The organism is Buchnera aphidicola (Periphyllus lyropictus) (assembly GCF_024029895.1).
GTDB lineage: Bacteria > Pseudomonadota > Gammaproteobacteria > Enterobacterales > Enterobacteriaceae > Buchnera_J > Buchnera_J aphidicola_BA.
Window position 1 is genome coordinate 47,499 of record NZ_CP097457.1, and the last position, 14,666, is coordinate 62,164.

Sequence of the window (14,666 nt, forward strand, 5' to 3'; positions counted from 1 at the left end):
TAAAAAATTTTTCAATAAAAAATTTATATTAATGAAAACTACGAGATAAAGAAGTAATTAACAATTTCCAACCATCTGATAAAACAAAAATAATTAATTTTAAAGGAAGTGAAACAGTTGATGGAGGTACCATCATCATTCCTAAAGACATTAAAATACTTGAAACTAATAAATCGATAATTAGAAATGGAATAAAAATTGAAAATCCAATTTTAAAAGCAGTTTTTAATTCACTTGTCATAAAAGCAGGAATTAATACACGAAAAGATATATCTTCTTTTTTATATGAAAAATTTAAATGAGCTAATTTTGAAAAAACTAATAAATCTTTTCTTTTCGTTTGATTAAACATAAACTCTTTTAATGGATTTAAAGTTTTATTTATTGCTGTTTTAAAATTTATTTTATTTTCGTCAAAAGGAACATAAGCATTATTATAAATTTTATTTAAATATGGTTCCATAATAAAAAAAGTTAAAAATAAAGATAAACCAAGCAAAATTTGATTTGGAGGTACATAAGGTGTACCCATTGCGTTCCTTAACAAACCAAACACTATAATAATACGAGTAAAACACGTCATCATTAAAATTATAATAGGTATAAATGTCAAAAAAGATAAAAAAATAAAAATTTGAAAAGCTGAAGAAAATTCTAAAGAATTAATATTTTTATGAAAAAGATCATCAAAATTAAATATATTTTTTGCTTCAGCATTTATAGAAAAAAATGTTAAAAAAAACATAAAAAACAATCGAAATATCATAATTTTATTTTAACTCTTTAAATGTATGTAAAAATTTTATTTTATTGAATATTTAATTTTATTTTTTTTATTATTTAAATTTTTTTTTTTTTTAGTAGTAAATGTATGTAATTTTACTATTTTTTCTGAAGTAATTCCAAGTACTAATTTTACTTTATTAACATTTAAAATAATTATTTTAGTATTTGAATCAACAAAAATAATTGATTTAATTTTTAAATCAGAAGAATTTTTTTTATTATATAAAAAAAAAATTTTAATTATTATAAAAATTAATAATAGTATAAAAAATATATAAAAAAAATTATTATTTTTTATATTATTTAATGAAAAATAATTATATATAGATAAAAAATAATTGTTCATAAATACACTTTTTAAAATTGGTTTTTATATCAATATATTAATACTAAAAATATATTATTTTTTAGAATTAATAACTTTTATTATTCTAATTCCATATTTTTTTTTATAAAATACTATTTCTCCTTTAGCAATCAAAAAATTATTAATAAAAACATTTAATAATTTTCCAGAAAAATTATTTAAAATAATAGTAGAATTTTTTTTAATTTTTAATAAATCTTCTATTTTTATTTTTAAAGAACTTAATTCAATAGTAATTTTTATTGGAATTTTTGAAATTATATCTATATCTTTAAATAAAAAATCATCTTTAACATTTATTTTAGGAACATCTATTTTTAAATTTTTTTTATCTAATGTTTTATCAAAATAATTAATATCTTTAATATTAACATCAGTTTTTTTTAAAATATTTTTATTTTTATTAATTTTGTTATGCATTAATAATAATCCTATAATTTTTTTAAAAAAAATTTTTTTTGAAATTTTTTTTTTAAACAATATTATTGATTTATTATCAAGAATTTTATAATTTCCATTAATTAAAGGTATATTATTAATATAAACAACTATTTTTTTTGGATTATTTATAGGAATTACATTATTTTTTTTTATATTTAAAATATTTTTTAATGTACAATTACATTCTCTTGATTTAACAATAATAGTATATTTTATTTTTTTTATAATATTTATTATATTTGTTTTATTTTTTTTATATAATAATATATTTATTTTATTTTTCAAATTATAAGGAATTAAAATATAAAATTTATTAAAAATATTTTTAAATTTAAAAAAAAAACTAGAAATAATATATGAATTACTCATATTTGAAACTAAGTAATTAGAAAAAAAAGAAAATTGAAGATCATGAATTATATTTATTTCTAATAAACAAACTTTACTCCATGAAAGTAAATATAATTTAATAAATTTACTAAAAAAATCTTTTAATACAAATTTATTTAAAAAAAAATTATTGTTTATATCATTTTTTTTATTTATAAATAAATTATTTCCCCCAAAAACATTTTCTATTATTTCAAAAATAAAAACATTTGGAATAATAAAATAAAAGTAATCAGAAGTAGGAAAAAATTTTACTGTAATATAACTAATAGATTGATTAAAATATTTTTTTAAAAAAGAAAATTTACAACAAAATATATCTAAATTTTTTACTTTAATTAAAAAATTCATTTTTTTAAAAAAAAATTTTTCTAAAGTATAAGAAAAATTTTTATTAATTTTTTTTAATAAATTATATTTTATATTTTTATTCTCTTTTTTAAAAAAATTTATTTTTTTCATTTTAACACCTTTTTGATATAAAATTATATAAATAAAAAATAATTTAAAATATATTTTTTAGAAAATTTAATTTAATGAATTAAAATTAACTATAAAAAATAAAATATAAAAAATAAAAAAATTTTATATTTTTATAATTTTTATCAAAAAAATTTTTTAAATTATAAAAAATAAAATAAATTAATTAATTGTTCTAATTTTTTTTTTATAAAAAAATTTTTTTTATATAAATCTTTAAAAGATAATTTTTTATATAATATATCAAATTTTTTGTAATTTTTTTGAATATTAATTAATTTTTTAGTATTTTTTTTTATTTTCATTAAAACAATATCTTTTTTTTTATTATAATTTATGATTTTTTTTTTCATAAATTTAAAAAAATTATTAAAATAATTTAAATAAAAAAAATTAGTTTTATTATTTAAAAAAATATTATTTTGATATGCATTTTTAAATTGAATTTTTTTTAAAAAAATCAATTTATTTTTAATTTTTTTTTTTTTTTTTAACAATTTTTTTAAATAATTTTTTTTTTTAATTTCATTACATTTATTTATCTTAATTAATAACTTAAAAAAATTAAAATTTTTCATAAAATTTTTATAAAATTAAAAAAATATTTTTAAAATATTTTTTTTAAATGTTGAATAGATTTTTTAAAATCATAATTAATATTAATATCCTGTTTTAAAAATTTTTTTAAATAATTTTGAATTTTTAAAGATTTATCTAAAATTAAATTATTTCCTCGAACATATACTCCAACACTTAATAAATCTTTATTTTTCTTTAAAGAAAATAAATATTTCTTAAAAAGAATACTTAATTTATAATGAAAAGGAGTAACTATATTAGACATAACTCGACTCATAGAAGAAGAAATATCAATTGCAGGAAAAATACCTTCATTAAAATAATTTTTAGATAAAATAATATGACCATCTAAAATAGATTTCACAAAATTAGAAATAAAATCTAAATTTTCATTTATATCTGTTAAAATAGTGTAAAAAGCTGTAATTGAACCACTATTTTTACTTTTTCCATTACCTGAACGTTCTAATAAATTAGAAATTTTAGAAAAAACAGAAGTTGGATAACCATTTAATGAAGGAAATTCTCCACATGACAAACTAACTTCTCTTTGAGATAAAATATATCGAGTTAATGAATCAATTATTAATAAAACTTTAAAATTTAAATCTCTAAAATATTCAGCAACTCTAGTTGCATATTCTGCACCTTTTATTTTTAATAAAGCTGAAGAATTAGAAGGTGAAGCTATTACTATTGCTCTTAATAAACCTTTTTTTCCTAGAATATTTTCTATAAATTCTTTTATTTCTCTTCCTCGTTCTCCAATTAATCCAATTACCACAATATCTACTTTACTATATTTAGCAATCATTCCTAATAAAAAACTTTTTCCTAAACCAGCTTGAGAAAAAATTCCTATTCTTTGACCAACCCCAATAGTAAGTAAAGCATTTATAGATCGAATTCCTACATCAAAAACATCTGAAATAGGAAATCTATTCATAGGATTAATAAAATTTTTAGAAATTAAATTATAATATTTTATAGAAGATTTAAGTAATCTTCCATCTAAAGGTTGCCCTAATCCATTTAATACTCTTCCTAATAATGATTTTCCAAGAGGAATTTTATATAAACAATTAAAATTATTTTTATATCCCTTATTTTTAGAATAAACTCTTGCTCCTGGATAAAATCCATAATTATCACAAAAAACTATTACAAATAATTTATTTTTTTTAAAATTAATTACCTCACCTTGAGCTTCTAAAATATCATTATCAACATAACGTTCAATATAACATATTGATCCTATAGGTAAAACTAAACCTTGAACTTCTAATAATAAACCAGTAACTTTAACTAATATTCCATGATGAATAATTTTTGGAAATTTTTTTAAATTTTTATAAATATTATTAATATTTTTTAACCAATTATTTATTTTTTTATTCATAAATAATCCTCTAAAAAAAGTAATTTACACATTTCGTTCCAAGAAAAAGGAATATTAGCATTAAAAAAACTTTTATTAAAAGAAATTCTACATCCTCCAGGAAGAACTGAATTATCAATTATAATTTTACAATTATATTGTAATAAAATTTTTTTAAAAGTTTTAGATATTAATTTTTTATCTTCTTTATGTATAAATAATTTTATTTTTCTTAATCCATCAAAATTATCTCTTAAAATTTTCTTAACATTAAATAATAATATAGATTTCTTAATAACTGGTTGACTTTTAATAATACGAGCTGCAATTTTTAAAGAAATACATGCAATTTTTTTAGATATATTAGAATCTAATAAATCTAAAGATAATTTAAATTCAGACAAAATTTTTCTTAATATATATTGATTTTTTTTTTTAATTTTTAAATATTTTAAAAATTTTTTTTGAATTTTTTTTTTTTTAAATGATTTTTCTAACAATTCTTTATTTTTTTTAAAATATTTATTTTTTTTTAAAAACTTATTTTTATATTTATTTTTTTTTAAATTATAAAATAAATTTTTATTTAAATTTAAATCTGAATTTTTTATTTTTAATTTGTCTTGATCCTTTAACAATTTTTTAGGATTCCATAATTTCCATTTTTTTTTAAAATCAGAATCAGACATTTAAATTTCCTAATTTTTTTACTAAAGAAAATTTTTTCTTAAAAATTTTAATTAAAAATTTTAAAACATATTTTCTAGATGAATTAATGTCTTCTATTGAATATTGAATATTATCGTTTAAATAATATAAAATTTTTTTTGCATTTTTTTTAGAAATATTTTGAAAAATTTTTTCTTTTAATAAATTATTTGATTGAATTAAAGAAATTGATAATTTTTTTAAATTTATATTTTTTAAAAAAATTTTTATATCTTGATCACTTAAATCTAAAATATCGTTTAAAGAAAACATATTTTTTATAATTTTACAAGCTAAATTTTTATTTTTATTAAAAATATTTTTTAATAAAGAATTTTTTTCTTTTATATCTAAATAGTTTAAAATTTTTGCAGAAATTTTATATCCAGATTTTTTTAATATTATATTATTAAATTTTTTTAAAATATCTTTCATTATTTTATTAAATTTAACTAATCCAAATAATTCAATACCATTATAATTTGAAATTCTATAAATTATTTCATTTCTCATATCTTTATCAAAAGTTAATAATATTTTTGAAGATTGAGAATAATTTAAACAAATTAAAATCATAGAAATAATTTGAGGATGTTCATTTTTAATTAAAAATCCTATTTTATTAGGATTTATTAAATTAAAAGTTTGAATAATTTTTTTATTAATTTTTATATTTTTAGAATAATTTAAAAATTCTTTTTTATTTTTTTCTCCAAAAGAATTTATTAATAATGAAGTTAAATGATCTTTTTTTAAAAAATTATTATCTAAATATTTTTTATAAATTTTATTATATTCATTTAAGACATTTTTTGTATCTGAAACGAAAATTTTTTCATTTATTATCATAAAATTAATAATTTCTTTAATTTCATAAGTTGTTAAATGTTTTAAAATCAATAAAACTTCATTTTCACTCATTGACATTAATAATATTATACTTTTTCTTAAACCATTTTTACTAATCATTATTTTTATTAATCCATTTTCTAATAATCATAGCTGATATTTCTGGATCATTTTTAAAAAAATCAGGAACTTTTTCTTTAAATTTTTTATTTTTATAAATAGTTTCTTTGTTTTCTTTTATATATTTTTCTTCTAATTTATTCTCAATTAAATTTATATTTGTAAAATATTTTTTAGCATATTTCATAAAAATAAAATTACTGTTTTGAATTTTTTTTGTTAAACGTTTAAAAGAATAAAAAGAAGTAAACAGTAATATTCCAAAAAAAAATAAAATAAACCAAGGAACTAAAATAAACATTTTATTGAAACTTTCTTTTTTATGAATAGGAGAATATTTAAGTAAAGAAGATTCTGAATTACAAAATCTATAATTAACAATATTTATAGAATCTCCTTTATATAAAGAAAATCCTATAACTCCTTTAACTAATTCTTTAATATTTTGTAATTCTTTAGAATTTAAAGGAACATATTCTCCTTTAGCATTTTTTTTATCATTTATAAGTATAGAAACTGATAAAGTTTTAATTTTTCCAAAACTAAAAATTTTTCTTGAATTTTCATGATCTTTTTCATTAAAATTTTTTGAAATATTACTAATTTTAAAATTAAAATTTTTAAGTTTTTTATCATCTAAATTTAGATTAATAGATTCAAAACGATTAATTTTATTTTTTTTATTTAAATTGAATGTTTTAGTAGGAAAAAAATTAACAATAGAAGTAACATATTTTTTGTTTCCATTTTGATGTAAATTTAAAATATTATTATTTTCAATATTTTTATTTAAAAAAATATCATTTATTTGTTTATTAAAATTAGAACAATAAGATTCATTTATTTTTTCATTTATATTAAAATCAATTTGAGCAGTTACTCTAGCTAATACATTATTTTTTCCAAATATTGGAAATAATAAACTTTCTATTTTTTTTTGATATTTATTCTCAATTAAATTAATATAATTTAAATTTTTATCATCAATACATTGATAAGAATAATTCTTAGGATTACTTAATAATTCTCCAAATTGATTAATAATAGAAATATTTTTTTTTGGTAAATTTGATATACTATTAGATAAAAGCTCAATAATTGAATTAGAAATATCAAAATCTTGTTTTTTATTATATGTATTTATATTTAAAAACACCGAAGCTGAAGAAAAATTATCTTCATCAAAAAAAAAAGAAGTTTTTGGAATAGCAATATGTACTCTTGCGCTTTGAACAAAATTTAATTTTTCTATTGTTCTTGATAATTCTCCTTCTAAAGCTCTTTGATAATTTATTTGTTCATTAAAATCACTAATTCCAAACCTTTCTTTATCTAATAATTCAAAACCAGGAAGATCATTTTTTGATTTAAAATTTAAAATATGATTTTGAAATTCATTAATCTTATCTTCAGGAATTAATAAAGAACCTGAATTTAAAGAATATTTATATGGAATATTTAAATTTATTAATTTTCTAATAATAACTTTACTATCTGAAAAAGATAAATTTTTATAAATAATTTGATAATTAGAACTTTGAATTCTAGAAGATAAAAAAGTAACAATAATTAATCCAAAAAATAAAATAAAAAAAACTGTTTTTATATTTTTTTTTAAATAAAAAAATATTTTTTCAAAAATATTTTTTTCATTTAGATCTAAATTCTCTATAATAGGAATTTTCATATATTTTTATTGCCTAAATAAGTTTTTAAAGAAAAAAGTTTATAAAAAAATTTAAATTAATAAAATATTAAAAAATTTTTAATATAAATTTTATTTAAACATAATTTATATATAACAATTCTATCAAAAAATAAAAATATTTTAAAAAATTATTTTTATAGGAAAAAAAAATGATTATAAATAAAAATAGCTACTTATTTCATATAAAAAATAAATATCACAAAAATAATTTTAATAAAAATATAAATTTTTTAAATAAAAACTCTTTTAAATATAATCAAAAATCATTTAAAAAATTATATGAAATAGAACATTTAAATAAAAATAACATACAAAAAAATTACATAAAAAAAAATAATAAACAAATAAAAAAAATATTAAAAAATCTAGATAAATATGAAATTTCTTTTAAAGTAGCAATTCAAATTAGAAATAAATTAATTTCTGCTTATCATGAAATAATGAATATACAAATATAAATAATATAATTTTTTTAATCTCGTACTTAAAACTTAAGTATGAGATTAAAAAAATTTTTTAAAATTGAAATAAAAAAATGAATATTTTAAAAAAAAACTATATAAATTACATATTAAATAAAAAAAATAAATAATTCAATTGTTCAATAATTTTTTTTTTTTTAAAAATTATTAAATAAAATTTATTTTATAAAAAATTTTTTTAAATATTTTAAAAATCTTTTTATTTTTTTTAAAGATTTTTTTTTTCCCATAAAAAATATAATTTTATTAATACTTATAGAATAAGAAGATCCAATTAAAGCAATTCTAATTGGAAAAATAATTTTTTTTAATGAAATATTTAAAATAACAGATAATTTCTTTATAATTTTTAAAATATTATTCATATTCCAATTTAATAATTTATTAAGTTCTTTATAAAAATTTTTTAAAATAAAAACAGTATTTTTTGTTACACCATTATTAATCCATTTTTTATTATAATTAATATTTAATTTTTTATAAAAACAAAAAATTGAATTAAATAATTCATTTAAAGTATAACAATGAGGAGAAAAATGTTTAATTATTAAATCTAAAGAAGGTCCTTTTTTTAAATTTATATTTTTTTTTTTAAAAAAATTTTTCAAAATATTTTTTGTATTTATTTTTAAATTATTAATATAATACTTATTTAACCATAATAATTTTTTTTCATCAAAAACACTTGAAGATTTAGTTATTGATTTAAAATTAAATAAATTAATCATTTCTTTTATACTAAAAATCTCTTGATTTCCATGAGACCATCCTAAACGAACAACATAATTTAAAATTGCTTCTGGTAAATATCCTAATTTTTTATACTCTAAAATATTAATTTTATTATTTCTTTTAGATAAAACTTTTCTTTTAGTATTTAAAATCATTGATAAATGAGAATAATATGGTATTTTTGCATTTAATGCAGATAAAATATTTATTTGACGAGGAGTATTATTAATATGATCTTCTCCTCTAATTACATGAGTAATATTAGAATAAATATCATCAATTACAACACAAAAATTATATGTTGGAATTCCATTTTCTCTCTGAATAATTAAATCATCTAATTCAGAATTATTAAAAACAATTTTTCCTCTGACTAAATCATTAAAAGATACTTTTCCAGAAATAGGATTTTTAAATCTTACAACATATTTATTAAAACTTTGAAAAGATTTTTTTATACTTCTACACCTTTTATCATATTTAGGTTTTTCTCCTTTTAATATTTGATTTTTTTTAATAGTATTTAATACTTCACTATTACAATAACATTTATATGCTAAATCATTTTTTAACATAAAATTAATAACTTTTTGATAATCATTTATTCTTTTACTTTGAAAATAAGGACCTTCATTCCAATCTAAATTTAACCATTTTAATGTTTTAATAATATTTTTTGAAAAAACATCACTAGACCTAGAAATATCCGTATCTTCAATTCTTAATATAAAAGATCCATTATTTTGTTTCGCATATAACCAAGAATAAAAAGCTGTTCTAATATTTCCAAAATGTAAATCTCCTGTAGGACTAGGAGCAAAACGTGTTTTTATAAACATTTTTTCTCTTATTTTTTAAATTTAATTGTATTTTTATATAAAAATATTATATAATAGGTAAAAAATTTTAAAAATTAAAAAAAAAAAAATAAATTAAAAAATTTTATAAAATATAGGGTGATTAGCTCAGTTGGTAGAGCGCCTCTCTTACACGGAGGAAGTCGGCGGTTCAAATCCGTCATTACCCAAAAGGGTCGTTAGCTCAGTCGGTAGAGCAGTTGACTTTTAATCAATTGGTCGCAGGTTCAAATCCTGCACGACCCAAAAATTATTAAATTTTTTTATTTTTATATAAAAATTTAAAAAATTTTTTTTGTTTAATTATTCGAACACCTAATTTTTTAGATTTAATTAAATTTATTCCTGGATTTTTCCCTTGAACAACAAAATCTAATTTATTAGAAACACTTTTTTTAATTTCAACACCATAATATCTTAATTTTTTTATTATTTCATTTCGAGAAAAATTTTTTAATTTTCCAGTAATTAAAATTTTTTTATTATAAAAAAAAGAATTTCTTTTATTTTTTTTTAGTTTATTAATTAAAGAAAATTTAGAAATACTATTAGAATATTTTTTTATTATATTTTGATTTTTAAAATTTGAAAAAAAACAAAATAAATTTCTTGATATTTTTTTTCCTATTCCTGAAATTTTTAAAAAATCCAATTCATGTGCAGAAATTAAATTATTAATGTCTTTAAAAAAAAATGCTAATTTTTTTGAAACATTTTTACCTACACCTTTAATACCGAAAGAAAAAATAAATTTATCTAAACTTATTAATTTAAATTTATTTAACGAATTTAAAATTTTTTTTGTAGTTTTATTTCCAACATAATTTAAACTTTTTAAAATTTTTTCATTTAAATTAAGAAAATCAATCGGACTATAAAACTTATTTTTTTCTACTAATTGATTAATTATTTTTGGCCCTAAACTATCTATTGAAAGTGAAGTTTTAGAAAAAAAATGAATTAAACGTTTTTTAATTTGATCTAAACAAAAAAAATAGTTACTACAATAATTACGTTTACCATTTAATGAAGATTTTAAAATAGAATTACAAGAAGGACAAAATAATGGAAAAGAAATTTTATTTAAAGAATTTTGATTTAATTTATTTTTTACTCGAATAATTTTAGGTATTACATCTCCAGCTCTACAAACATAAACTTTAGAACCAACATATAAATTTAATTTATTCATTTCACTTTTATTATATAAAGAAGCTTTTCTAACAGTAACTCCAGATATTTTTATTGGAAAAAATTTTGCTACTGGAGTGATTATTCCAGTTCTTCCAACTTGAAATATAACATTTTTTAATTTTGTTTTTTTTCCTTTATTTTTAAATTTATATGCAATAGCCCAACGTGGAGATCTAGAAGTAAAACCTATTTTTTTTCTTAATTTTAAAGAATTTACTTTAATAACAATTCCATCAATATCAAAATTTAATAACATTCTATTTTTTTTAATATTTAAATAAAAATTAAAAATATTTTTAATAGAAGAACACAAAAAAATTTCAGAACTAATTTTAAAACCCCAATTCTTGATTTTTAATAAAATTTTATAATAACTATCAATATTTTTAAAATAATTAAATAATTCAAATCCATGACATACAAATCTTAACTTTCTATGAAATAATTGATTAAATTTTTTTTGAAGTAAAGACCCTGAAGCTAAATTTCTAGCACTAGAAAATTTATTAATATTTAATTTTAAATTATTTTGATTTAATTTTAAAAAATCTTTTTTTAACATAAAAACTTCACCTCTAATTTCTATTAATTCAGGAAAATTATTTCCTTTTAAAATTAAAGGTATATTTTTAACAAAAAAAATGTTTTTAGTTACATCTTCTCCTTTCTCACCATCTCCTCTTGTAAAAGCTTTTATTAAAATTCCTTTTTTATAAATTAAATTCACAGCTATTCCATCAAATTTTAACTCACAACAAAAAGATACAATTTTATTATATTTTTGATATTTTAAAATTTTTTTATAAAAAGAAAAAAAATTTTCTTTATTAAAAGTATTTTCTAAAGAAAGCATAGGAGTTAAATGATTAGTATAAGAATTTTTTTTTGAAATATTAAAACCAATCAAGTTTGTAGGAGAATTTCTATTCTCTTTAATTTTATATTTTTTTTCAAGAAATTGTAATTTTTTAAATAAATAATCATATCTATCATCAGAAATAATTGGTTTATTTAAAATAAAATATAAATAATTATGATAAATTAAAATTTCTTGAAGATCTTTAATTCTTTTTTTTATTTTTTTCATAAAATTATATAGTTCTATTTAAAGTTTTGATTAAATTATTTCATAAAAATCTTAATAAAAAAAATTTTAAAAAAATAAAAAAATATAAAATTTTAAATTAAAAAACTAATTAAAAATATTATATAAAAATAAATTTTTTATAAAAAATATTATTAATTTTATATTTTATTTTAAAATAAATAAAAATTTAATATTTAAATAAAAAAAAAGAATTTCTTTTATTTTTTTGTAAGAATTGAAATATTGATGTTAATATACAAATTATTTGTTTAAAAAAAAATGTAATAAATAATTATTAAAATAATAATTTTTTAATAAAAAATATGAAAAAAAAAAAAAAAAAAAAAACTAAAAAAAAAAAAAAAAAAAAATGATAAAAAATTATTTTTTTTAAATTAAGGAATTTTTTAACATGTTTCAAAAAAAAATAAAAATTAAAGCACCCCATGGATTACATACAAGACCTGCTGCAAAATTAGTACAAGAAGCTAAAAAATATAAATCAGATATAACAATTTCTTCTAATGGAAAAAAAGCTAATGCAAAAAGTTTATTTAAATTACAAACATTAGGTTTATCTAAAGGAAGTATGATAGTTTTATCTGCTACAGGAACAGATGAAGAAAAAGCTATAAAAAAATTATCTATTTTAATAAGCAAACTAACATAAAAAATATTTAAAATTATTTATAAATAAATTTAAATTAATGAATCGAAATTTGTTTAAAATAACTTATTTTAATCACTATATCATTATTATATTCAATGGTAATGTCATGATTTCAGGAATTTCAGTATCACCAGGAATTGTTTTTGGAAAAGCACTTCTTTTTAAAGAAAAAAAAATTATAATAAATAAAGAAAAAATTACTAAAAAAAATATTTCAAAAGAAATTAAAAAATTTTTTAAAGCAAGAAAAAAATCAGAAAAACAAATCCAAGAAATAATAATTCAAGCAAAAAAAAAATTTGGAAAAAAAAAATCTGAAATATTTAAAAGTCATATACTTTTATTAAAAGATGAAGAATTAGAAAAAGAAATTTTATCATTAATTAAGAAAAAATTAATTAAAGCTGATTATGCAGTAGAAAAAATTATTAAAAAACAAATCTATTTATTAGAAAAATTAAAAGATGAATATTTAAAAAACAGAGCTATTGATATAAGAGATATTGGAAATAGATTATTAAAAAATATACTAAAAATAAAAATAATTGACTTAAATAATATTAAAAAAAAAAGAATTTTAATAGTTAAAGATTTAACTCCATCTCAAACAACACAAATGAATTTAAACAAAATTATAGGATTTATAACAGATTTAGGAGGAAAAACTTCACATACCTCAATTATAGCAAGATCTTTAGAAATACCTGCTATTGTTGGAACTAAAAATATTACAAAAAAAATAAAAAATCAGGATTTTTTAATATTAGACAGTATAAATAACAAAATTACAATTAATCCTTCAAAAAAAAATATCAAAAAATTTAAAAAAAAAGAAAAAATATTTTTAAAAAAGCAAAAAAAAAATATATTAACTAAAAATCTTAAAGCTATAACAATTGATAAAAAAAAAATAAAAATAGGATCTAATATAAGTAACTGTAATGACATTGTTAGTTTAAAAAAATATGGAGCAGAATGTGTAGGACTATATCGTACAGAATTTTTATTTATGGAAAGAAATAATTTACCTTCAGAAGAAGAACAATTCAAAAACTATAAATCAATTGCAAAAAAATTAAATGGAAAAACAATTATTATAAGAACAATGGATATTGGAGGTGATAAAAACCTCTCTTATATAAAATTTCCAAAAGAAGAAAATCCTTTTCTTGGTTGGAGAGCTATTAGAATTTCAATTGATAATATTAACATTTTACAAGATCAATTAAAAGCCATCTTAAGAGCTTCAGCTTATGGAAAATTTAAAATAATGTTTCCAATGATTATTTCAATAGAAGAAATTCGTTACTTAAAATCACAAATAAAAAAAATAAAAATTCAATTTAAAAATAAAAAAATTAAATTTGATAAAAATATTGAATTAGGAATTATGATTGAAACTCCAGCATCAGCTATAATTTCTAAATATCTTGCTAAAGAAGTAGATTTTTTTAGTATAGGAACAAATGATTTAACCCAATATACATTAGCTGTAGATCGTGGAAACGATTATATTTCTCATCTTTATCAACCTTTAAGCCCATCTGTTTTATATTTAATAAATAAAGTTATAAAATCTTCTCATAAAGAAGGTAAATGGACTGGAATATGTGGGGAATTAGCAAGTAATGAAAAATCTATTGCTTTATTAATTGGAATGGGGATTGATGAATTAAGTATGAGTTCTGTATCTATTCCAATTATTAAAAAAATAATAAGAAAAATTAATTTTAAAAAAGCTAAAAAATTAGCAAAAAAAATATTAAAACAATCTACTACAAAAAAAGTAAAAAAATTAATCAAAAAATTCAATAAAAAAGAAAATTTATTATCATAAA

Annotated in this window: 13 protein-coding genes and 2 tRNA genes; 5 read left to right on the forward strand and 10 right to left on the reverse strand. The window is 15.9% G+C overall.

Annotated elements, in window-relative coordinates; genetic code table 11:
* Positions 1–28: 28 nt before the first annotated feature.
* From fliP to fliF, 8 genes are all read right to left on the reverse strand, one after another.
* On the reverse strand, positions 29–745 hold the full coding sequence (gene fliP / locus M5J13_RS00220; RefSeq protein WP_289846674.1) for a flagellar type III secretion system pore protein FliP: 717 nt from the start codon (positions 743–745) through the stop codon (positions 29–31).
* A gap of 57 nt (positions 746–802) precedes the next feature.
* Positions 803–1,132 (reverse strand): flagellar biosynthetic protein FliO, encoded by a 330-nt coding sequence (locus M5J13_RS00225; RefSeq protein ID WP_252837328.1) that lies wholly within the window; start codon positions 1,130–1,132, stop codon positions 803–805.
* A gap of 54 nt (positions 1,133–1,186) precedes the next feature.
* Entirely contained in the window at positions 1,187–2,446 is a 1,260-nt protein-coding gene (locus M5J13_RS00230) for a FliM/FliN family flagellar motor switch protein (protein WP_252837329.1), read from the reverse strand.
* 161 nt (positions 2,447–2,607) lie between these two features.
* Positions 2,608–3,042 (reverse strand): hypothetical protein, encoded by a 435-nt coding sequence (locus M5J13_RS00235; RefSeq protein ID WP_252837330.1) that lies wholly within the window; start codon positions 3,040–3,042, stop codon positions 2,608–2,610.
* A gap of 29 nt (positions 3,043–3,071) precedes the next feature.
* Positions 3,072–4,442 (reverse strand): FliI/YscN family ATPase, encoded by a 1,371-nt coding sequence (locus tag M5J13_RS00240; RefSeq protein WP_252837331.1) that lies wholly within the window; start codon positions 4,440–4,442, stop codon positions 3,072–3,074.
* Positions 4,439–5,110: a FliH/SctL family protein gene (locus M5J13_RS00245; RefSeq protein ID WP_252837332.1), complete on the reverse strand. Its 672-nt coding sequence runs from the start codon at positions 5,108–5,110 to the stop codon at positions 4,439–4,441. Before M5J13_RS00245 ends, M5J13_RS00240 begins: the two co-directional genes overlap by 4 nt.
* The gene (locus tag M5J13_RS00250) at positions 5,103–6,098 is read right to left on the reverse strand and encodes a FliG C-terminal domain-containing protein (protein WP_252837333.1); all 996 of its coding nucleotides are present in this window, start codon (positions 6,096–6,098) and stop codon (positions 5,103–5,105) included. The genes M5J13_RS00245 and M5J13_RS00250 overlap by 8 nt, the downstream gene beginning before the upstream one ends.
* Positions 6,091–7,785, reverse strand: coding sequence for a flagellar basal-body MS-ring/collar protein FliF (gene fliF, locus M5J13_RS00255; RefSeq protein WP_252837334.1), 1,695 nt, complete (start codon positions 7,783–7,785; stop codon positions 6,091–6,093). The genes M5J13_RS00250 and fliF overlap by 8 nt, the downstream gene beginning before the upstream one ends.
* Positions 7,786–7,955: 170 nt before the next feature.
* Between fliF and M5J13_RS00260 the strand changes: the two genes are divergently transcribed.
* Positions 7,956–8,264 (forward strand): flagellar hook-basal body complex protein FliE, encoded by a 309-nt coding sequence (locus M5J13_RS00260; RefSeq protein WP_252837335.1) that lies wholly within the window; start codon positions 7,956–7,958, stop codon positions 8,262–8,264.
* Positions 8,265–8,446: 182 nt separating this feature from the next.
* Here M5J13_RS00260 and gltX read toward each other — a convergent pair whose 3' ends face one another.
* Positions 8,447–9,859, reverse strand: coding sequence for a glutamate--tRNA ligase (gltX, locus tag M5J13_RS00265; protein WP_252837336.1), 1,413 nt, complete (start codon positions 9,857–9,859; stop codon positions 8,447–8,449).
* A gap of 115 nt (positions 9,860–9,974) precedes the next feature.
* On the opposite strand from gltX, the gene M5J13_RS00270 reads away from it, so the two are divergent.
* Positions 9,975–10,047 (forward strand) — tRNA-Val (locus M5J13_RS00270).
* A gap of 3 nt (positions 10,048–10,050) precedes the next feature.
* Positions 10,051–10,123 (forward strand) — tRNA-Lys (locus M5J13_RS00275).
* Positions 10,124–10,130: 7 nt separating this feature from the next.
* On the opposite strand, the gene ligA is transcribed toward M5J13_RS00275, so the two are convergent.
* The gene (ligA, locus tag M5J13_RS00280) at positions 10,131–12,158 is read right to left on the reverse strand and encodes an NAD-dependent DNA ligase LigA (RefSeq protein WP_252837337.1); all 2,028 of its coding nucleotides are present in this window, start codon (positions 12,156–12,158) and stop codon (positions 10,131–10,133) included.
* Between the two features lie 412 nt (positions 12,159–12,570).
* Between ligA and M5J13_RS00285 the strand changes: the two genes are divergently transcribed.
* Together M5J13_RS00285 and ptsI are read left to right on the forward strand one after the other, a co-directional pair.
* Positions 12,571–12,828: an HPr family phosphocarrier protein gene (locus M5J13_RS00285; protein ID WP_252837338.1), complete on the forward strand. Its 258-nt coding sequence runs from the start codon at positions 12,571–12,573 to the stop codon at positions 12,826–12,828.
* 106 nt (positions 12,829–12,934) lie between these two features.
* A complete protein-coding gene (gene ptsI, locus M5J13_RS00290) occupies positions 12,935–14,665 on the forward strand; it encodes a phosphoenolpyruvate-protein phosphotransferase PtsI (RefSeq protein ID WP_252837498.1) in 1,731 nt (576 codons plus the stop codon).
* Position 14,666 lies beyond the last annotated feature (1 nt).